The following is a 21,244-nucleotide window of genomic DNA, read 5'->3' on the forward strand; positions in this document are numbered from 1 at the left end:
TACTTATCCAGAGAGTCTAAGGTATATTAACCACCATAATTTTTCATCTAATTTCAGTCTTTTTCCTTACTCATGACAAATAAAATTCAACATTTACATATTCTCGGTATTTGCGGCACCTTTATGGGAGGAATAGCTGCCCTAGCAAAAGAGCTTGGTTTTCGTGTGACCGGTTGTGATGCTCAGGTGTACCCACCGATGAGCACCCAACTAGAACAGCTTGGTATTGAATTAAAGCAGGGTTATCACACCGCTCACTTTGATGATGAGCCTGACTTAGTGATTGTAGGCAATGCCATGACCCGAGGGAATATCATGGTAGAATATATGCTTGATCGAAATATTCCGTATATTTCAGGTCCACAATGGCTATTAGAAAATGTTTTAAAAGACCGTTGGGTACTAGCCGTTGCCGGTACCCATGGCAAAACTACCACCAGTAGTATGCTTACTTGGATTTTAGACTATGCACAATTAACGCCGGGGTTTTTAATTGGTGGTGTACCACAAAATTTTGACTGTTCAGCTCGGCTAGGTAATGCCCCCTTTTTTGTGATTGAAGCCGATGAATATGACACGGCTTTTTTTGATAAACGTTCCAAGTTTGTTCATTATCGCCCTAGAACTTTAGTCATTAATAACTTGGAATTTGATCATGGTGACATCTTTGATGATTTATCAGATATTCAACGTCAATTTCATCACCTTATTCGTATGGTACCTAGCAATGGTCTGATCTTGTCTCCGCACAATGAGGTCGCGATAAATCAGACCTTAGTAATGGGCTGTTGGACGCCTACTGAGCACAGCCTTTGTCAGCAAGGCTGGCAGGCGAAAAAGCTTGTTGCTGATGGTAGTGAATTTGAAGTATTGTTTAATGGGGTGCTACAGGGGCAGGTTAACTGGTCACTTATTGGTGACTTTAATATTGATAATGGCTTAATGGCTATAGCCGCAGCCCGTCATGCTGGTGTGCCTAGCCATATTGCTATTGAAGCTTTAGCTTCATTTATTAATACTAAACGTCGTTTTGAGCTTAAAGGCGAAGTCAACCATATCCGCGTTTATGATGATTTTGCCCATCATCCCACGGCTATCGCTAAAACACTGGCGGGTGTTAGGACGCAAGTTGACACCAGTGATACACCGGGTCGAGTTTTAGCGGTATTAGAGCCGCGTTCAAACACGATGAAATCAGGCGTGCATAAAGCGTCGTTACCCTTATCACTAGCGCAAGCTGATCAGGTGTTTGTTTATCAAGATGAGCATATTAAGTGGTCGGTTGACGCGCTAAAGAATCAATGTCAGCAACCTTGTTTTGTTGAAAAAACTGTTGATGAGTTAGTGGTGAAAATTATCGAGCACAGCCAAGCCAATGATACTATAGTGGTGATGAGTAATGGTGGCTTTGGAAATATTCATCATAAACTATTAACCGCGCTAACCAGCAAATATAGTAATTTATAAGTTGAACATAATGGCTAATACAATAGCAAATTCTAGTACTGAAAATAATAACTTAGAAGGCTTTAGTAAAAAAATTACTGTAGCTATCACCGGAGCTTCTGGCGCAGGCTATGCTTTGCGATTAATCGAGTGTTTAATCGCCGCTGATTACCAAGTTTACCTGCTGTGTTCTAGCGCAGGGCGTGTGGTGTTGGATACTGAGCTAAATTTTAAATTACCTGCATCGCCAGATGCGGCTAGTGCTTTATTAACTGAGAGATTTAACAGCAAAGTAGAGCAAATAAAAGTGTTTGGTAAAGAGCAATGGTTTTCTCCCGTTGCCTCTGGTTCGGCCGCGCCAAAGCAAATGGTCATTTGCCCCTGTTCAACCGGAACTCTCGCTGCTATCAGCCAAGGCATGAGCGATAATTTAATAGAACGTGCTGCCGATGTCGTTATCAAAGAGCGTGGTCAGCTTATCTTAATGGTTCGAGAAACCCCCCTTTCAACGATTCATTTAACCAACATGCTGAGTTTGTCTCAGCAAGGCGTAACAATAATGCCTGCAGCGCCAGGTTTCTATCATCAGCCACAAGCAATTAATGATTTGGTCGATTTTATGGTAGGGCGTGTATTAGATCATTTAGGGATAGCACAGAAAATTATGCCACGCTGGGGTTATCAGATTTAGCATTGGTATTTCATCGTTGATATAGTGTTAGCTGTCGTATAATGGTTATTTTTTTGTGCCTTTGTGTTTTAGTAGTATAGAAATTACATTACATTATATATGTTTGTATAAATTGTAATTAATCTACTGAAGGTACTGAGATATGTTCCAATCAATAAAAAAAGCAAAAGTAATTTCATTACTAATTGCTAGTGTTATGCTGCCTGCAGCAATGCAAAGCCAAGCGGCAGACACTAAAGCCGCACCTGAAAAAGAGCCTACATGGTCAGTGAACGCCCCTCAAGGGGTATTTAAAGAAGTCAATATTGACGTTACATCGGGCACATGGATGAGCGTTGATGTTAGCCCTGATGGCAACACATTGGTTTTTGACTTTCTCGGCGATATTTATCTTATGGATATTGATGGCGGAGAAGCGAAACCTTTAATGACTGATATTGCTTGGCAAATGCAACCACGCTTTAGCCCTGACGGTAAACATATTGCTTTTACTTCAGATCAAGATGGCGGTGATAATTTATGGATTATGGATCGTGATGGAGGCAATGCTAAAGCGGTTTCAAATGAACAATTTCGATTATTAAATAGCCCTGCCTGGTCACCCGATGGTAATTATTTAATTGGTAGAAAGCACTATACTAGCTTACGTTCTTTAGGCGCTGGGGAAGTTTGGCTTTATCATAAAACCGGTGGTAGTGGCGTTATGCTAACTAAACGGCCTAATGATCAAAAAGACTTAGGTGAACCGGCATATTCTGCTGATGGAAAATATGTCTATTTTTCTCAAGATGCAACCCCTGGCAAAACCTTTCATTATTCAAAAGACTCTGTTAAAGGTATTTATAAAATCAAACGCCTTGAATTGGCATCAGGAGAAATAGATACCATTATTAGTGGTAAAGGTGGCGCAATCCGGCCGACACCGTCACCAGATGGGCGCTTTATTGCGTTTATCAGTCGAGATGATTTTGCATCCAATTTATATTTGTATGACTTAAAAAGCGGCGAAGAAATAAAAATTTATGAAAATTTAGAGCGCGATCTCCAAGAAACTTGGGCGATTCACGGGGTGTATCCTAATATTGCTTGGACACCGGATAGTGAGCATTTGATTTTTTGGGATGATGGCAAAATAAATCGCCTTGATATTGAGTCCAAAGAAGCGCAAGTGATTAACTTTCATGTTAAAACCACGAAAAAAATTCAGCATGCGTTACAGTTCAAGCAGCAACTTCCACAAGATAAATTCACCGCTAACATGCTCAGAGATATTGAGATTTCCCCTGATGGTAAAAAAGTTGTGTTTGAATCCATGGGTCATATTTATACTCGCAGCATTGTTGATGGTAAGGCAAAAGGTAAAGCAAAGCGCTTAACCAAACAGAATCAGCATTTTGAGTTAAACCCAAGTTTTTCGCGTGATGGTAAAAAAATTGTTTATGCTACTTGGCACGATCAACAACAAGGGCAAATTCGTGTAGTTTCCAGCCGTGGTGGTAAAAGTAAGGCTTTACTCAAAGAAAAGGGCAAATATATTGAACCCAGTTTCTCACCTGATGGCAAAACTGTGGTGTACCATAAAATTTCTGGTGGCTATATTACTAAGCCTACTTGGGATCTTAACCCTGGCATATATGCAGTTTCAGCAAAAGGTGAACGTAAAGGAGCCAAACCAGTCTTTATAACAGCGCAAGGGCAAAAAGCACATTTTGGTCAAAGTAATGACAATATTTATGTGGTTCGTGACGCAAAACAGCCGCAATTAGCCTACGTCAGTTTAGATGGTAAAGAGGATAGAATCATTTACCAAGGTAAGTTTGCCACTGAATATCGGGTATCACCCAACGGCCAATTTTTAGCTTTTGCGGAACGTTTTAACGTTTTTGTCACACCATTTATTGAGCGTGGCGACGTTATTACTATCGGCCCTAAAGGCGGAAATTTACCTGTTAAACAACTTTCTGTTAGAGCAGGGCAAGGCATTAACTGGCACGGTGATTCAAACAAACTGTATTGGAGTTTAGGTGCTGATTTGTACCAAGCCAATATTGAAAATCTTTTTGCTATTGCTCCCGAAAAAACTGCCACCGACACTGATAAAAACTCAGAATCGAAAGTGATAAAAACCTACCTTGGTTACCAAAAGAAAGTTGATAAACCATCAGGCTTGGTTGCGTTTGTTGGCGGTAAAGTGATTACCATGGAAGATGATCAGGTTATTGATAATGGCGTGGTGTTAGTTGAAGGGAATATCATTAAGGCTATTGGTAGTAGATCAACAGTCAATATACCTTCTTCAGCCAAAGTCATTGATATTACGGGTAAGAGTATTATGCCGGGATTAATAGATGCCCATGCTCATGGCCCGCAAGGTAATAACCAAATTATTCCTCAACAGAACTGGAAAAACTATGCAGGATTAGCACTCGGTGTTACCAGTATTCACGATCCATCAAATGACACCTCAGAATTTTTTGCTGCTAGTGAAATGCAAAAAGCAGGACAGATTGTTGCTGCCCGTTTATTCTCTACTGGTAAGATTCTTTATGGCGCTCATGCTGCAGGATATACCGCGCATGTTGATAGTTTAGAGGATGCAAAGTTTCACGTTGAGCGTCTACAAAAAGCAGGGGCATTTAGTGTTAAAAGTTATAACCAGCCGCGTAGAAACCAACGCCAACAGTTTATACAGGCGGCCCGTGAGTTAAATATGCTTGTAGTGCCTGAAGGTGGCTCTTTATTACAACATAATTTAACTATGGTGGTTGATGGCCATACCACGTTAGAGCATTCTATTCCTGTTGCTAAAGTTTATGATGATGTAAAACAGTTATGGTCGCAATCTCAAATGGCTTATACACCGACATTGGTGGTCGCTTATGGCGGCATTTGGGGAGAGAACTATTGGTATAACACTACCGATGTTTGGCTACATCCACGTTTAAGTAAATATGTACCCAGTGAGTTTTTACAGCCAAGAGCAATGCGCAGACCAAAAGCTCCATTAAGTCATTATAACCACTTTAATGTTGCGAAAGTTGCTAAAGAGTTGCAAGACTTAGGCATTAAAGTCAATGCTGGCGGTCATGGACAACGTGAAGGCTTAGCGATGCACTGGGAAATGTGGATGATGGCGCAAGGTGGTATGACACCACTACAAGCATTGCGAACAGGCACTATTTCTCCGGCACAAACCTTAGGGTTAGATGATCAGCTTGGCTCTATTAAAGTTGGAAAATTAGCGGATTTAATCGTAATTGATGGCGATATTAGTCAAGACATACGCTTGAGTGACAAAGTTGCTTATACTATGGTTAATGGACGATTATATAACGCAGAAACAATGAATGAAGTAGGTAATTACGATAATAAGCGTACTAAGTTCTATTTTGAAATGCACTAGCTAATTTGAGTTGGTACACCTCAGCTTCGCTTACTCAAAGGCACTGTCGTTTGTTAACACGGTGCTTTTTTTACCCATTTTGATTGACGCTGAGTGGGAAAGACCTTAATAGTCAAATAAAAAAGGATGCCGAAGCATCCTTTTTTTGTACGTTAATTATTAGCTAAGGCTAATAATTATTATTTTCTAGCAGCTTCTTTAGCAGCTTTAGCCGCTTTTGCTTCAGCAATTACTTCTTCAGCTACGTTATTTGGACATGGTAGGTAATGTGAGAATTCCATTGAGAATTGACCACGACCCGATGTCATTGTACGTAATGATCCGATGTAACCGAACATTTCTGAAAGAGGTACGTCAGCTTTAATACGAACGCCAGAAACACCTGCATCTTGACCACCGATCATGCCACGACGACGGTTTAAATCACCAATAACATCACCAACGTGATCATCAGGCGTAAACACATCAACTTTCATGATAGGTTCAATTAACTGAGCACCAGCTTTAGGAATTGATTGACGGAAAGCACCACGAGCAGCAAGTTCAAATGCAACGGCAGATGAATCAACCGCATGGAAGCCACCATCGTATAATTCAACTTCAACATCTAGTACAGGGAAACCAGCAAGAACACCAGTATCCATCATACCCTTAAAGCCTTTCTCGATTGCTGGGAAGAATTCTTTAGGAACATTACCACCAACAACAACAGAGCTGAATACGAAACCAGAACCAGGTTCACCAGGCTTGATACGGTAATCAATTTTACCGAACTGACCAGAACCACCAGATTGTTTCTTATGAGTGTAAGAATCTTCAATCTCTGCAGTAATTGTTTCACGGTAGGCAACTTGTGGCTTACCAACTTCTAATTCAACACCGTAGGTACGCTTTAAGATATCTACTTTGATATCTAAGTGAAGTTCACCCATACCAGATAAAATTGTTTCACCTGAATCTTCATCAGTTTCAACTTGGAACGTCGGATCTTCAGCAACCATTTTACCAATAGCAATACCCATTTTCTCTGTAGAACCTTTATCTTTAGGCTTAACTGAGATAGAGATTACTGGTTTAGGGAACACCATAGCTTCTAGGATGATAGGGTCTTTAGGATCACATAATGTGTGACCTGTTTGAACGTTACTCTTCATACCAACAATCGCGATGATATCACCGGCTTGTGCAGAAGTTAGTTCGTTACGATCATCGGCTTGCATTTCACACATACGGCCAACACGTTCAGTTTTACCTGTGGCCGCATTAAGAATGGTATCGCCTTTTTTCAATGTACCTGAATAGATACGCACGAACGTTAAGGTACCAAAACGGTCATCAGTGATTTTAAATGCTAACGCTTTGAATGTTTCATCTGCAGAAACGATTGCGTATTTACCCGTTGGCTCACCTTCTTCATCAGTAAGTGGCTGAGGATCAACTTCAGTAGGAGATGGTAAGTAATCAACAACAGCATCAAGAATATTTTGAACACCCTTGTTTTTAAACGCAGAACCACAGTAAGTAGGGAAGAAGTCCATAGTACGTGTACCTTTACGGATACAACGTTTGATATCTTCCATAGATGGCTCAGTGCCTTCTTCTAAATATGCTTCGAAAAGATCATCATCTTGCTCAAGCGCAGTTTCAAGAAGCATTTCGCGGTATTCTTCAACTTTGTCAACCATGTCCGCAGGTACATCTTGGATTTCATAGTTCTCAGGAAGGCCTGTTTCATCCCACACCCATGCTTTGCGAGTAAGTAGGTCTACAACACCAGTAAACTCATCTTCTTCACCAATTGGTAAAACCATAACAAGTGGATTAGCACCTAAAACGTTTTTAACTTGGTCTACAACACGGTAGAAATTAGCACCTAAACGGTCTAACTTGTTTACAAAGATAATACGGGCAACTTCTGAGTCGTTAGCGTAACGCCAGTTAGTTTCTGATTGTGGTTCAACACCACCAGAGCCACAGAATACACCAACACCGCCATCAAGTACTTTAAGTGAACGATAAACTTCAACTGTGAAATCAACGTGTCCAGGAGTATCGATAACGTTAAAACGGTGATCTCTCCAAAAACAGCTTACTGCAGCAGACTGGATAGTGATACCGCGCTCAGCTTCTTGTTCCATGAAGTCAGTAGTTGACTCACCGTCGTGCGTTTCACCAGATTTGTGGATCTGACCAGTTAATTTAAGGATACGTTCAGTTGTTGTGGTTTTACCCGCATCAACGTGAGCGAATATACCAATGTTTCTGTATTTGGATAAATCTGCCATTACTTTACTCTATTTAGTTAATGTCTATTTTGCTTTGTTATACCCATATAGCTATTACCTATATATAAGTATAAGAAAGCAGAACTTGTTGAAAATTTGCGCGCGAGTATAACATTAGTGAACTAAGATCGATAGAAGAATGACAAATAAATAGTAAAAAAAAGACACTGCAGCAAAAGCTACAGTGTCTTATTCAATCATTATTAACAAGGGTATTGGCTATCTGCGACGACGACGCTTTTGTCTCATCGGCTCTTCATAGCTTTCGATCTCTTTGATTTCTTCGACCTTTTCGACCTTTTGGGGTTGCTCGGTGGTTACCGTTTTGTCATCGTCTTTATTGTCTATATCTTTTATTGCAGAAGACATAGGAGGTGAGGTTGGCTCTGAATTAAACATAGAGCTAAATATATTTTTTACCCCTGCACCTATTTTATCTTTAATTTTATCAGCGTCACTATCTGCGCTGTTCTGTTTTGATTTGGCGGCGGTTGTTTTTGTATCTTGCGCTGTTTCAGCGTGATCTATTACCGGTATACCCGCGATAATTTTCACTTTACTCGGGCTAGACTTTGCATCTTTAGATGTTGCAGCGGTTGCCGTTGTTGTCTCTTTGCTAGCACTATTCTCTGTGTCTTTGCTTTCTGTTGCTGTGTTGTTGTTTACATAGTGTGCACCCGCACCAGGTCCTGGTCTATTAGAACGAGTACTAATGACTTTAGCACCAGCTGGACGAGGCGGTCTAATATTAACAATTTTTTCATCACTCGCCTTTTGATTAGAAGACTCAGATGATTTTGACTCAGCTGATACTTCAGCCTTAGACTCAACAGGTTTAGATTCACTGTCAGCTGTTTTGTTAGACTCTACTGGGGTAGTTTCATCAGAAGGCTTTTTCGATAAATCAGGAGGTGAAATTTTTAATTTTTCACGGATCGCTTTATCTATTTCGTCTTCAATGACTGGTTGAGGCTTCACATCAGATTTATTGATTTGTTTGGCTATGTTTTTTTGTAACTCAGAAGTAATTGAGGCAACGGATTTGTCGGTGATTTTTAAATTAAAATTGCTGACAACTTGACTGACTTCGTTGGCGGTTGTATTTGTTGTTTGTTTTATATCTTGCAGTTGCTTTTGTAAGGCGAAATAATGCTCTTCAATACTATTAATATTTGCTTGTACTTCTGGACTTAATTTAACTGTCATTTTTTTATAGGTATCGATCTCTTGGGCAAACACTTGTAAAAGCTTTTCGCCACTTGAGATATCACTATTTACTTTTGAAATATTATCAATAATTTTTTTTGATTTGCTATTAAATTCATCAACAACCCCTTGAGGAACTAAGGGTAATGGCTTGGCTTCTGGCACAATGCCAGCAAAGTCATTAATGCAATGAACAGGTAACCATTGTGTGAATGACTGTTGCCACCCATATGAGTCGAGATTAGCCGCAACAAATTTCTTGGCAGCCTCAAAATCCATGGGTTCGGTTATGGTGTTATTTTTAGTAAAATACCATTTATTCATCTCATCATCCTTTTATAGCGTTAATTAAAAACTTTATAGTTATATTATTAGTAGTAAACATAGCGAATGAACTTACCTATGTTAAGCGGAAGTTGACGTGTGGCTAGCGTCAGCAAGACTTTGTGCTAGCGCGGCATATTGCTTCTCAATATTGTCAATAACCGTCTTAACTTCTTTATTTAATTTAGTGGTTATATTTTGATAATGCTCAGTATCTTTATTTAGTTCACTTAATTTAGTATGGGTCAAGGTGATGTTGTCATCAAGAGTTCCCAGTTGAGCAATTAACTCACGTTCTTCGTTGAGAAATTTTTCTGTCATATCTAACGGAACAGCAATCGGCGGCTTTGGAATATCAACTGTAAGTTCGAATTCTTCAATTTGATTGACCGGTACCCAGTGAGTAAGCGACGGGTTCCAAGCATATAAGGAAGGATTCTTTTTTATCAGTGTCCGTGATTCATTTAACTCGAAAGGACCTGTAATTTTTCCATTATCGGAAAATAACCATTTTTTCATCATCTAACCCCTAGTTACTCTATTATTTGCTTAACATCTACATGTAATAAAATATGTCAATTCCATGGTTGATATTTATTTTAGTCGCGCTTTAGATTGTGCTTTTTACATTACAATTATTATATAATAGCCTATTACATAGATAAGGTTGGTGTATGTGAACCTAAAAGCCTTGCTATTGTTCTTTCAATTTGTTGATTAACATTTTCGATATCTTCAACAAAACTTACGCCAACTCCCATGTCATTGCCATTTTGAGTACCATAAGGTGTAACCCAACTCACTTGAGTTTTAACACTGGTATACTCTAATGAGTCAGGTAACATTACATACAAGGTTAATTCGACATCCATATCATAAAGCTCGTCTGTACGAAAAAATAAGCCACCTTTAGTAAAAAATGGCATATATGACTCATACAAATCCATTTCATTTTCGTATTCTAAATAGATACTTTCCATTTCTACTTTATTATCCTGAGAACTATTGCAATTTTATAGTTGTTTTTATATTGACCATCAAACTTAACGCTTAAGGATTAGTTTCGTCAAGAACTTTCTGGCTATATCAAAGCAAAAAAAACTAGCAATAGGTTCTAAGTGAGCATTTCTTAGTGCATTAACCTAATTGTCAAATGCTCATATTAACTTACATAAATTAGTTATATGAAATATTCATGCCAAGAATATGTCAATAATGCGTCAATTTTTTGTGATCTTAGTCGGTAGTTCATCTCAACTCACGACGTAAAAGCTTTCCAACAGTAGATTTTGGAATTTCATTAATAAAGGTGACGGTTTTAGGGATTTTATAAGCGGTTAAACCTTGTCTGCAAAAATCAATAACATCTTGTTCATTGATATCTGCAGCGTTTGCATTACGGACAACAAACAATTTCACTGCTTCACCCGTTTTGTCATCATCAATGCCAATACACGCAGATTCTAATACGCCAGGCATTTTAGCAATTTGAGCTTCAATTTCATTTGGATACACATTAAAGCCAGAGACATTAATCATATCTTTTTTACGGTCAACAATATGAAAAAAACCTTGTTGGTCGAGCATAGCAACATCACCTGTTTTGAAGTAACCGTCAGGGGTCATGCACTGCTGGGTAGCCTCAACATTATTCCAATAACCTGACATCACCTGTGGACCCTTAGCGCATAATTCCCCAGATTCACCTTGAGCAACAACATGTCCATCATCATCGCGAATAGAGATATCAGTATTAGGCATAGGCACACCAATACCATCAATATAGCTTTGCTTGCCATCAATAGTCGTACCAAAATTTAGTGTTAAAATAGGCGAGGTTTCTGACAAACCGTAGCCTTCATTTAACTTTACGCCAGTGACTTGTTGCCATTTGTCGGCAACTGCTTTTTGCACTGCTGCACCGCCGCCGATACATAGTTTTAAAGATGAAAAATCTACTTGTTCAAACCCTGGGGTGTGTAATAGGCCGTTGAATAAAGTATTTACTCCGGTGAACATGGTTGCTTTAGTGTTTTTCCAAACCTCAACGAAACTGGACATATCACGTGGGTTAGTGACTAAAATATTTTTAGCGCCGAAGGTGAAATAGGCAAGGGTATTCGCCATTAAAGCAAAGATGTGGTACATCGGAATAGCGGTAATAACAATATCATTGCCATAGTGAATATGATTTTTGGCAAACTCTTCATATTGCAATATATTAGCGATCAAATTGCCATGGGTGAGCATTGCTCCTTTAGATAATCCAGTAGTGCCTCCAGTATATTGTAAATACAGTAAATCTGATTGAGACAGGGTTGGCTCCGATAGCTCAAGCGCTTGGCCTTGTGCTAAGGCGTCAGTAAACTTGATCGTGTCAGTTAAACGTTCATCAACAGAAGCGCAGGGTAATCCCTTATTAACTAAGTTATCTAAATCAATGGTAATAATATTTTTAACACCAGTTTTATCAACAATATCTGCAAGCATCTTGGTAGAAGGTGAAAATATAATAATAGTATCAACTTGGGCATCATTGAGTTGGTGTTCTAGCTCTCTGGGCGTATACATAGGGTTAACATTTACTTGTACACCACCAGCTCGAATAATGCCCCACATGGCAACGGGGAAACATAAAGTGTTAGGGCACATTAGTGCGACTCGGTCACCTTTTTTTATGTTGAGTTTTGTTTGTAAAAAAGCGGAAAAGTCACGTGATAGCTTTTCAATTTGCTCAAAGCTAAGTTCCGAGCCGAAATTGCTATAAGCCGTTTGTTGCTTATATTTAGCTGTTGTTTTATGAAATAGGTCGATAAGTGAATGATAACGAGTTACATCGATTTGATGAGCGATGTTGTTGGGATAGTTTTGGAACCAGGATTTAGTCATGGTAAGGCCTTAAAAAACAACAGAGTTAAAGTTAGGTGTAGACACTATAAGATAAAAGCGGGCGAAAAAATAACGATATTTTCGCCTGCTTTTAATATTTACTGAGAGAAATTAATCAGAAAAATCATATTGCACTTGTAGTCCAAAGGTTGCAGGTCGGTCAACAAAACCATAGAAGGTGTTAGTGCCGAAACTACTACCCGAGAGCGGCGCATTGCCAGCATATGTTAATACTTTTTCATCGGTTAGGTTTCTACCAAATAGTGCAATGCTCCAATTTTCAGCTTCTAGCGCAATACGCGCATCGACTTTGATATAAGCATCAATATCATAAAGTGGATCTAGGTTAGGGTGAACATTTTGCTCGCTAGCATGGTACAAGCCTAAATTAGCTCGGAAATATTCAAACCCTAAAAATGAAATTGCTTTAAAATAATCAAAACCAATTGTCGTGGTAAATTTCGGTGTGTATTGGCCTGACTTGCCAGTAAAATCGCATAATTGAACGCCCCCTGGACCAATATCACCATCAGGCACTTGACGGTTGTAGCAATTGCCATTCTTGAAGTCTTTAAATTCATGATCCAAATAAGCCAAAGCATAATTGATGGTTAACGTACCAGCATCAGAATCTAATGCTAACCAGCGACCGTCAACTTCTAGCCCTTGTACCAATGTTTCTTTTGCATTACCAACATTAAAGCCTAAAGTTCCATCAAATTGACTAATTTGCAAATTGTCGTATTCAGTTCGATAGACAGCTAAGTTCACTTCCAAAGTATGCTCTAATAATGAAGACTTAATACCATATTCATAAGAGGTTGCCTCTTCTTCTTCAAATTCCCATGAGCCAATATTATTAGCGCGCGCATCAAAACCTCCAGCTTTAAAGCCTGTAGTCGCTGAAATATAAGTCATGACATCACGGTTGAATTTGTACTGAACATTTAACAAAGGAGTGAATGAAGACTCATCTCTAGAGTTAGTTAAATTGTGCCCTTCAGGCGATAATGGACTTTGCTCATTTTGAATAGCAAAAGCAAGATTGTATAAAGTAGCAGCTGTTGGATCAGCGATAATATCTCCACCGCCAATGATATTATTGTTCAGCTCTCTAATATTCATTTCCCTGTGACCGTCTTTCTTTTCTGTGGTATAGCGAGCACCTGCCGTTACAGTTAGATCATCACTAACATGAAAATTACCTTGAAAAAAAACAGACCACATAGTGCTTTCTAAGGTGTAATTGCGTCCTGCGCTTGTATTAGCAATGGGTGCCAATGACGGGTTAGCTAGAGGTAATATACTGTTTGCAGGGATTTTGATACGATCATCAAATTCGTTTTCACTGCGTTGAAAATACAAACCACCGATCCAATCAAACGTATCACTTAATGGTGAAACTATTCTTAATTCTTGGCTAAATTGCTCATATTCTTCATTGATATCTACGTTAAATACTGGCGCTGCAACGTAGTCACAATCACATTCTTCGGTAAACTCATAACTGACTAAGCTACTGATTGACGTTAACGTGTAATCATCAAACATGGTATTAGCCGTTAAAGTGATGTTGTCTAATTCATTATGGCTAAACTCATCATTGTCAGCCTGACGTTCGAAGTTTAGTTCGCTTTCGGTGATTCCTCCGGGGTGACCAAACAAACCAAGGTATTGATTAAATGCTAAGCCAGTAGACATGTTAGGATCATCGCGAATAATTTCAATTTGACGGCCATCGCTTTTAAATTCGTCGTGTTCTAGTTTAAGTAAAAAGTTGGTGCTATCTGTTGGTTCCCATAATAAACTGAGTCGATACGCTTGTTCATCTCGCGTTGTTTCATCGTTATTTTTAAAGCTATTATTAATGTAACCATCTTCTTGGTAATCACGTAGAGCAACACGAGCAGATAAAGTGTCGGTTAAACCAGCAGAAACCATGGAGTTGATTTCAGATGCGCCAAACTCAGGTTGATAAGATACATCAATACTTGCATTTAAGTCTTGGGTGGGCCTAGCAGAGCTTAAATTGAGCGCCCCAGCCACGGAGTTTTTCCCAAATAAAATTGATTGCGGACCTTTTAATACTTCGACGCGCTCTAAATCGAGAAAAGGCATCCTCAATAGTTGTTGGCGACCATAATGAACCCCGTCAATATACTGACCAACAGATTGCTCAAAACCTTGGTTATTTCCCGTGCCTATGCCGCGAATATAAATTTGCGTTGAAATCCCCGTTTCTGTCATATGAAGATTGGGTACTGAATATTGCAGATCATCTATTTTCTCAATGCCTTTTTCTTTTAAATCAGCAGAACTGAGTACATTAAGTGATATTGGCGTTTTTTGAGCATCTGCGGAACGTTTTTGTGCGGTTACATGAATTACTTCCAAGTGCAGCACTTCTAAAGGTGATGTTTTGTCGTGTTCATTCTCGTTGTTTGGTTGCGCCGAAGCGGTACTGATTGCAAGAGCACACGCGCTTAATGCAAAAAAACGTTTATTTCTCATATTCTTCATGTCATTTCCTTTATAGTTATTATGGTTTTGGTTATACCCATGTAACGCTTAACTTGAAGCATCCTAGGTGCTTATAATATAAGCGTCGGTTATAGTAAAAATAAGGTGAAATGCGGTCAAAAATGAGTGATAAACGGTCTAATTGATGGTTAACTGTCGTTAATTGGCACCATAAGAAATAGTAATATGACATTAAAAAATAACTTGCCAGATAACTTTGTTGGACAAGTATTTGCCCATAAACTTAGCTTTATTGCGACAGTGCTTGCTAAAAAAGGGGTTGATGTAGCTTTGTTATTAAAAGACACTAATATCCATCCATATGAGCTAAATGATCGTAATTATAAAGTTCATAAAGAGCAGATAATTGCTTTCTATCGTAACGTTCTCGCATTAAAGATCCCAACGATCAGTATATTATTGGGCGCATCAATAAAAGTGAATGATTACGGTTTGTACGGATGCACATTACTCTGCTGTAAAGGATTACGTGCCGCATTGGAATTTTCAGTGCGTTATCACAATCTTGCCACAAAAACGGTAAGTATGTCTTTGCATGATGATGAAATGCCGGGTTATTCCTGTTTTCGTTTTAACGATTTATTATCTGTTAATGACTTAATTGAATTTAATATAGAGCTCCAATGTGTGATCGTACTTTCTCTGGTTAGAGAGTGTTTGAATAGCCAAAATTTTTCATTTGACCAGTTAAGACTGTCGTTTGCTAAGCCTAAACATTATCGCGTTTATGAAGCGCATTTTCAGTGCCCAATAACGTATGGCAGCGCCCATAATGAATTTGTACTCACCAATAACAAGTTGCTGCTGAGTACACCGAGAAGTAATCCTTTTGCCATACCGTTATTACTAGATCAATGCGATTTGGTATTAAATTCAATTGCAGCTAAAAATGAATTTTTGATCACAGTTAACCAATGGGTAGCCGCGAATATGCATAAAGAATTGTATTCAGAAGAGCTTGCCAACTATTTATGCATAACACCAAGAACCTTAAGAAGGAAGCTATCAGAGCAAGGCACAAGTTTTAGAGATATAGCGAAAGAGTTACGCTGTGAAGCAGCAAAGAAACTCATTCTATCTACACAATTAACTGTTGAAGATATAGGGTGTTCAATTGGCTTTAGTGATGTGTCAAATTTTAGAGCGGCATTTAAAAAATGGACCGGGCAAACGCCATCTAGCCTCAGATAAATTAATAAAATAGCAAAGCAAACTTAACCCTTGCCTAAATAATATTATTATGTATAATACGCGACCACATTCAGGTGAACTGAGTGTGCTTTTGTTTATTCGTTTCGATAATATCGTAAGGAAAAACAAGCTAAAGAGAAAACTATTTAGTTTACCTCTTTATACAGCAGCGCTAATTTTGCGTTGAATGTTATTAAGTAATACACCCCCTTCCAGCACATAAGGAAGCAGAGGGATGTATTTTTTTGTTCTTTTAAAAGGGGATTTGATACATGTCAAATCAAAGAATTCGCATTCGTTTGAAAGCGTTCGATCATCGTTTGATTGATCAATCTACAGCAGAAATCGTTGATACTGCAAAACGTACTGGCGCACAGGTTCGTGGTCCAATTCCATTGCCTACACGCAAAGAACGTTTCACTATCTTGACTTCTCCACACGTTAACAAAGATGCGCGTGATCAGTACGAAATTCGTACTCATAAACGCATGATTGATATCGTTGAGCCAACTGAAAAGACTGTAGACGCATTAATGCGTTTAGATCTTGCAGCTGGCGTTGATGTTCAAATCAGCTTGGGCTAAGAGGAGTTTTAACAATGACTATAGGTCTAGTTGGACGTAAAGTGGGTATGACTCGTGTCTTCACAGAAGACGGTATTTCTACTCCTGTTACAGTTCTAGAAGTTGAAGCGAACCGTGTTGCTCAGATTAAAACTGTAGACAACGATGGTTATTCAGCGCTTCAAGTTACTACGGGTAGCAAAAAAGCTAATCGTGTTAACAAACCAGCAGCTGGTCATTTCGCTAAAGCAGGCGTTGAAGCAGGTCGTGGCCTGTGGGAATTCCGCTTAGGTGATAATGAAGGTAGCGATATTGAAGCTGGCAGTGAAATCACTGTTGAGATTTTCAATGAAACTAAATTAGTAGACGTAACTGGTACCTCAAAAGGTAAAGGTTTCCAAGGTGGTATCAAGCGCTGGAATTTCAGCATGCAAGATGCAACACATGGTAACTCGATTTCTCACCGCTCTAACGGTTCGTTAGGTCAGTGTCAAACACCAGGTCGCGTTTTCAAAGGCAAAAAAATGTCTGGTCATATGGGTGCTGTGCGCGTTACTACACAAAACCTTGAATTGGTTCGCGTTGATGCAGAACGTAACTTGTTGCTTGTTAAAGGCGCAGTTCCGGGTGCAATCAATGGCAACGTAATCATCAAACCAGCTGTTAAAGCTTAGTCCAGGAGATTTTGTGATGGAATTATCATTAAAAGACGCAACAGGTGCTCTTGAAGTGTCTGAAGCAACTTTTGGACGTGAGTTTAACGAAGCGTTAGTACATCAAGTAGTAGTTGCATATGCAGCTGGTGCTCGTCAAGGTACTCGTGCTCAAAAAACTCGCTCTGAAGTTAGCGGCGGTGGTGCTAAACCATGGCGCCAAAAAGGTACTGGCCGTGCACGTGCTGGTACTACTCGTGGTCCAATTTGGCGTTCAGGTGGTGTTACATTTGCTGCTAAACCTCAAGACCACAGCTTAAAAGTTAACCGTAAAATGTATCGTGGTGCGATTGCTAGCATCCTATCTGAATTAGTTCGTCAAGAGCGTCTAGTTGTAGTAAACGATTTTTCGGTAGAAACACCTAAAACTAAAGATTTAGTTGCTAAGTTGAAAGGCTTAGAGCTTAAAGACGTTTTGATTGTAACTAAAGAAGTTGACGAGAACTTGTTCTTATCAGCACGTAACTTATATAAAGTTGACGTTCGTGATGTTGCAGCAATCGACCCAGTAAGCTTAGTTGGTTTCGAAAAAGTTTTAATTACTGCTGATGCAGTTAAAGAAATTGAGGGGATACTAGCATGATAAACGAAGAACGTTTGTTGAAAGTGCTTTTAGCACCAAATATTTCTGAAAAAGCAACAGTGGCAGCTGAAGCAAACAACACAGTTGTTTTCAAAGTAACTACTGATGCAACTAAAGCTGAAATCAAAGCGGCAGTTGAGAAGCTTTTTGAAGTTTCTGTAGTAGGTGTTAATACACTTAATGTTAAGGGTAAAGTAAAACGTACTGGAGCTCGCACTGGTCGTCGTAACGACTGGAAAAAAGCTTACGTAACTCTTGCAGAAGGTAGTGACATCGACTTCGTTGGCGCTGAATCATAGGAGTAGTTGAAAATGGCTATTGTAAAATGTAAACCTACTTCTCCGGGTCGTCGTCACCTAGTTAAAGTGGTAAACAAAGAGCTTCACAAAGGTAAGCCTTACGCACCATTACTAGACACTAAGTCTAAGTCTGGTGGTCGTAACAATAATGGTCGCATTACTGTTCGTCACATTGGTGGTGGGCATAAGCATCATTATCGTATCGTTGACTTTAAACGTAATAAAGATGGCATTCCTGCTAAAGTAGAACGTTTAGAATACGATCCAAACCGCAGTGCTAACATTGCTTTAGTATTATACGCCGATGGCGAGCGTCGTTACATCTTAGCCCCTAAAGGCTTAACAGCTGGTGATACAATCCAGTCTGGTGTTGATGCGCCGATCAAAGCCGGTAATAGTATGCCACTTCGCAACGCACCATTAGGTAGTGTTGTTCACGCAATCGAACTTAAGCCAGGTAAAGGTGCACAAGTTGCACGTGCTGCTGGTACTTACGCACAATTAGTTGCGAAAGACGGTGCTTACGTTACTTTACGTCTTCGCTCTGGCGAAATGCGCAAAGTTGAAGCGGATTGTCGTGCAACGTTAGGTGAAATCGGCAATGCTGAACACATGCTTCGCTCTCTGGGTAAAGCTGGTGCTTCACGCTGGCGCGGTGTTCGCCCAACGGTTCGTGGTGTTGCTATGAACCCGGTTGATCACCCGCACGGTGGTGGTGAAGGTAAAACATCTGGTGGTCGTCACCCGGTATCACCTTGGGGTGTACCAACTAAGGGTTACAAAACTCGTAAGAACAAGCGTACTGATAAATTTATCGTACGTCGTCGTACTAAGTAATTTAGTACATTAAACTAATACTCTGCATTACCGATAACCACATAATGAGGTTCGGTAATGAGGGTACTGATAATTAAGGAATCACCATGCCACGTTCCCTCAAGAAAGGTCCTTTTATTGACCTACACTTGTTGACGAAGGTAGAGAAAGCGGTGGAAAGCGGGAATAAAAAGCCAATTAAAACTTGGTCCCGTCGTTCAATGATCATCCCTACGATGATCGGATTGACCATAGCTGTCCATAATGGCCGTCAACACGTTCCTGTATTTGTAACCGAAGAAATGATCGGTCACAAATTAGGAGAATTTGCACCAACTCGTACTTATCGCGGCCATGTCGCAGATAAGAAAGCGAAGAAATAAGGGGAAGTTAAATGCAAGCTATCGCTATACATAAATTTGCCCGTGGTTCTGCGCAAAAAGCACGTTTAGTTGCGGATCAAATCCGTGGCGTACATGTTGAGAAAGCACTTGAAATTTTAACGTTCAGCAACAAATCAGCTGCTGGATTAGTTAAAAAAGTACTTAACTCAGCCATTGCTAATGCAGAGCACAATGAAGGTGCAGACATTGATGAATTATTCGTTAAAACCATTATGGTTGACGATGGTCCAACAATGAAACGTATTAGACCTCGTGCGAAAGGCCGTGCCGATCGCATTATTAAGCGCACTAGTCACATCACTGTGATTGTGTCTGATTCTTAGGAGTATATTAGTATGGGTCAAAAAGTTAATCCTACCGGTATTCGCTTAGGTATCACGAAACCTTTCGCGTCTACTTGGTTTGCAAGCAGCAAAGATTTTGCTAGCAACTTAGACGGCGATCATAAGGTTCGCGAATTTTTGAAAGAAAAGCTTAAGCGCGCATCACTATCAAAAGTAGTTATTGAACGTCCAGCCAAATCTATCCGCGTTACAATTCACACGGCTCGTCCGGGTGTTGTTATCGGTAAGAAAGGCGAAGATGTTGAAAAATTACGTTTAGCTGTTTCTAAAATTGCTGGTGTTCCTGCTCAAATCAACATCGCTGAAGTTCGTAAGCCAGAAATGGATGCGCAGCTTGTTGCTGACAGCATTGCTAGTCAATTAGAACGCCGTGTTATGTTCCGTCGCGCTATGAAGCGTGCAGTACAAAACGCAATGCGTTTAGGCGCTAAAGGCATCAAAGTTCAAGTTAGCGGTCGTTTAGGCGGCGCTGATATTGCACGTGCAGAATGGTATCGTGAAGGTCGTGTACCTCTACATACATTACGTGCAGATATCGACTACGCTATTGCGCGTGGTGACACAACTTATGGTGTTATTGGTATCAAAGTTTGGATCTTTAAAGGTGAAATCATTGGCAAAATGCCATTGCAAGCAGAGCAACCAGCTGCTAAACCTAAAAGAAAATCTAACCGCAAGCCTAAGTAAGAGGAATCAGTAATGTTACAACCAAAACGTACTAAATTCCGTAAGCAGTTTAAACTACGTAACCGTGGTCTTGCACAGGTTGGTAGTTCAGTAAGCTTCGGTACTTACGGTTTAAAATCGGTAGAACGTGGTCGTATGACTGCACGCCAAATTGAAGCCGCTCGTCGTGCTATGACTCGTCATGTAAAACGTCAAGGTAAAATCTGGATACGCGTTTTCCCTGATAAGCCAATTACCAAAAAACCTCTTGAGGTTCGTATGGGTAAAGGTAAAGGTTCAGTAGAATATTGGGTTTGCCAAATTCTTCCTGGTCGTGTTCTTTATGAAATGGAAGGTGTTTCTGAAGAATTAGCACGCGAAGCCTTTGCTTTAGCAGCTGCTAAACTTCCGTTTAAAACTACCTTCGTAACTAGGACGGTAATGTAATGAAAGCTAGTGAACTTAAAGCAAAAAGCATTGAAGAGCTTAACGCTGAATTACTAGAGCTTCTACGCGAGCAGTTTAACTACCGCATGCAAGCAAGCACTGGTCAATTAGCACAAACTCATTTGCTAAGAACGGTACGTCGCAATATTGCACGTGTTAAGACTATCATCACTGAAAAGGCAGGTAAGTAATGAGCGAAGCTAAAATCCGCACACTACAAGGCGTTGTTATCAGTAACAAGATGGATAAGTCTATCGTTGTAATGATCGAACGTCGCGTTAAGCACCCTATGTACGGTAAATTCATCACGCGTTCAACTAAGTTGAAAGCACATGACGAAGCTAACGTATGTAACGAAGGTGATTTAGTAACAATTCGTGAAGTGGCGCCAATTTCAAAGTCTAAGAACTGGACTTTAGTTGACGTTGTAGTA

21 protein-coding genes are annotated in these 21,244 nt (G+C 39.8%); 15 read left to right on the forward strand and 6 right to left on the reverse strand.

Annotated elements, in window-relative coordinates:
• The first annotated feature begins 72 nt into the window (after positions 1-72).
• The 3 genes from mpl to ABXG98_RS06995 all read left to right on the forward strand — a co-directional run bounded on the left by mpl (position 73) and on the right by ABXG98_RS06995 (position 5,540).
• Positions 73-1,467 carry a UDP-N-acetylmuramate:L-alanyl-gamma-D-glutamyl-meso-diaminopimelate ligase gene (mpl, locus tag ABXG98_RS06985; protein WP_353537970.1) on the forward strand — a complete coding sequence of 465 codons (1,395 nt, stop codon included), beginning with the start codon at positions 73-75 and terminating at the stop codon, positions 1,465-1,467.
• A gap of 10 nt (positions 1,468-1,477) precedes the next feature.
• The gene (locus ABXG98_RS06990) at positions 1,478-2,137 is read left to right on the forward strand and encodes a flavin prenyltransferase UbiX (RefSeq protein ID WP_353537971.1); all 660 of its coding nucleotides are present in this window, start codon (positions 1,478-1,480) and stop codon (positions 2,135-2,137) included.
• A 196-nt stretch (positions 2,138-2,333) separates the two neighbouring features.
• Positions 2,334-5,540 carry an amidohydrolase family protein gene (locus ABXG98_RS06995; protein WP_353538005.1) on the forward strand — a complete coding sequence of 1,069 codons (3,207 nt, stop codon included), beginning with the start codon at positions 2,334-2,336 and terminating at the stop codon, positions 5,538-5,540.
• Between the two features lie 179 nt (positions 5,541-5,719).
• On the opposite strand, the gene fusA is transcribed toward ABXG98_RS06995, so the two are convergent.
• From fusA to ABXG98_RS07025, 6 genes are all read right to left on the reverse strand, one after another.
• A complete protein-coding gene (gene fusA / locus ABXG98_RS07000; RefSeq protein WP_353537972.1) occupies positions 5,720-7,825 on the reverse strand; it encodes an elongation factor G in 2,106 nt (701 codons plus the stop codon).
• A 219-nt stretch (positions 7,826-8,044) separates the two neighbouring features.
• Positions 8,045-9,355, reverse strand: a complete 1,311-nt coding sequence (locus tag ABXG98_RS07005) for a hypothetical protein (protein ID WP_353537973.1) — start codon at positions 9,353-9,355, stop codon at positions 8,045-8,047.
• Positions 9,356-9,436: 81 nt separating this feature from the next.
• On the reverse strand, positions 9,437-9,874 hold the full coding sequence (locus tag ABXG98_RS07010; RefSeq protein WP_353537974.1) for a DUF4339 domain-containing protein: 438 nt from the start codon (positions 9,872-9,874) through the stop codon (positions 9,437-9,439).
• 134 nt (positions 9,875-10,008) lie between these two features.
• Positions 10,009-10,335 carry a PilZ domain-containing protein gene (locus ABXG98_RS07015; RefSeq protein ID WP_353537975.1) on the reverse strand — a complete coding sequence of 109 codons (327 nt, stop codon included), beginning with the start codon at positions 10,333-10,335 and terminating at the stop codon, positions 10,009-10,011.
• A 268-nt stretch (positions 10,336-10,603) separates the two neighbouring features.
• On the reverse strand, positions 10,604-12,244 hold the full coding sequence (locus ABXG98_RS07020) for an AMP-binding protein (RefSeq protein ID WP_353537976.1): 1,641 nt from the start codon (positions 12,242-12,244) through the stop codon (positions 10,604-10,606).
• A 111-nt stretch (positions 12,245-12,355) separates the two neighbouring features.
• Positions 12,356-14,764, reverse strand: coding sequence for a TonB-dependent receptor (locus ABXG98_RS07025; RefSeq protein ID WP_353537977.1), 2,409 nt, complete (start codon positions 14,762-14,764; stop codon positions 12,356-12,358).
• 186 nt (positions 14,765-14,950) lie between these two features.
• Here ABXG98_RS07025 and ABXG98_RS07030 point away from each other — a divergent pair, with 186 nt between their 5' ends.
• The 12 genes from ABXG98_RS07030 to rpsQ all read left to right on the forward strand — a co-directional run.
• Complete coding sequence (locus ABXG98_RS07030; RefSeq protein WP_353537978.1) at positions 14,951-15,976, forward strand: AraC family transcriptional regulator; 1,026 nt, start codon at positions 14,951-14,953, stop codon at positions 15,974-15,976.
• Between the two features lie 272 nt (positions 15,977-16,248).
• Positions 16,249-16,560, forward strand: a complete 312-nt coding sequence (rpsJ, locus tag ABXG98_RS07035; RefSeq protein ID WP_070375080.1) for a 30S ribosomal protein S10 — start codon at positions 16,249-16,251, stop codon at positions 16,558-16,560.
• Positions 16,561-16,574: 14 nt separating this feature from the next.
• Positions 16,575-17,213 (forward strand): 50S ribosomal protein L3, encoded by a 639-nt coding sequence (rplC, locus tag ABXG98_RS07040; protein ID WP_353537979.1) that lies wholly within the window; start codon positions 16,575-16,577, stop codon positions 17,211-17,213.
• Between the two features lie 16 nt (positions 17,214-17,229).
• Positions 17,230-17,835 (forward strand): 50S ribosomal protein L4, encoded by a 606-nt coding sequence (rplD, locus tag ABXG98_RS07045; protein WP_353537980.1) that lies wholly within the window; start codon positions 17,230-17,232, stop codon positions 17,833-17,835.
• Positions 17,832-18,134 carry a 50S ribosomal protein L23 gene (gene rplW, locus ABXG98_RS07050; RefSeq protein WP_242283926.1) on the forward strand — a complete coding sequence of 101 codons (303 nt, stop codon included), beginning with the start codon at positions 17,832-17,834 and terminating at the stop codon, positions 18,132-18,134. The genes rplD and rplW overlap by 4 nt, the downstream gene beginning before the upstream one ends.
• Positions 18,135-18,146: 12 nt before the next feature.
• Positions 18,147-18,971 (forward strand): 50S ribosomal protein L2, encoded by an 825-nt coding sequence (gene rplB, locus ABXG98_RS07055; RefSeq protein ID WP_353537981.1) that lies wholly within the window; start codon positions 18,147-18,149, stop codon positions 18,969-18,971.
• A gap of 86 nt (positions 18,972-19,057) precedes the next feature.
• On the forward strand, positions 19,058-19,333 hold the full coding sequence (rpsS, locus tag ABXG98_RS07060; protein WP_011041718.1) for a 30S ribosomal protein S19: 276 nt from the start codon (positions 19,058-19,060) through the stop codon (positions 19,331-19,333).
• 11 nt (positions 19,334-19,344) lie between these two features.
• Positions 19,345-19,677, forward strand: coding sequence for a 50S ribosomal protein L22 (gene rplV, locus ABXG98_RS07065; RefSeq protein ID WP_353537982.1), 333 nt, complete (start codon positions 19,345-19,347; stop codon positions 19,675-19,677).
• 12 nt (positions 19,678-19,689) lie between these two features.
• On the forward strand, positions 19,690-20,385 hold the full coding sequence (rpsC, locus tag ABXG98_RS07070) for a 30S ribosomal protein S3 (RefSeq protein WP_353537983.1): 696 nt from the start codon (positions 19,690-19,692) through the stop codon (positions 20,383-20,385).
• A gap of 12 nt (positions 20,386-20,397) precedes the next feature.
• Entirely contained in the window at positions 20,398-20,811 is a 414-nt protein-coding gene (rplP, locus tag ABXG98_RS07075) for a 50S ribosomal protein L16 (RefSeq protein ID WP_206483184.1), read from the forward strand.
• Positions 20,811-21,002, forward strand: coding sequence for a 50S ribosomal protein L29 (rpmC, locus tag ABXG98_RS07080; protein ID WP_159821672.1), 192 nt, complete (start codon positions 20,811-20,813; stop codon positions 21,000-21,002). The genes rplP and rpmC overlap by 1 nt, the downstream gene beginning before the upstream one ends.
• Positions 21,002-21,244, forward strand: a 243-nt coding sequence (rpsQ, locus tag ABXG98_RS07085; RefSeq protein ID WP_353537984.1) for a 30S ribosomal protein S17, incomplete at its 3' end; no start/stop codon positions are given. The genes rpmC and rpsQ, both read left to right, overlap by 1 nt.

It is taken from the genome of Colwellia sp. KU-HH00111, assembly GCF_040362745.1.
Lineage (GTDB): Bacteria > Pseudomonadota > Gammaproteobacteria > Enterobacterales > Alteromonadaceae > Colwellia.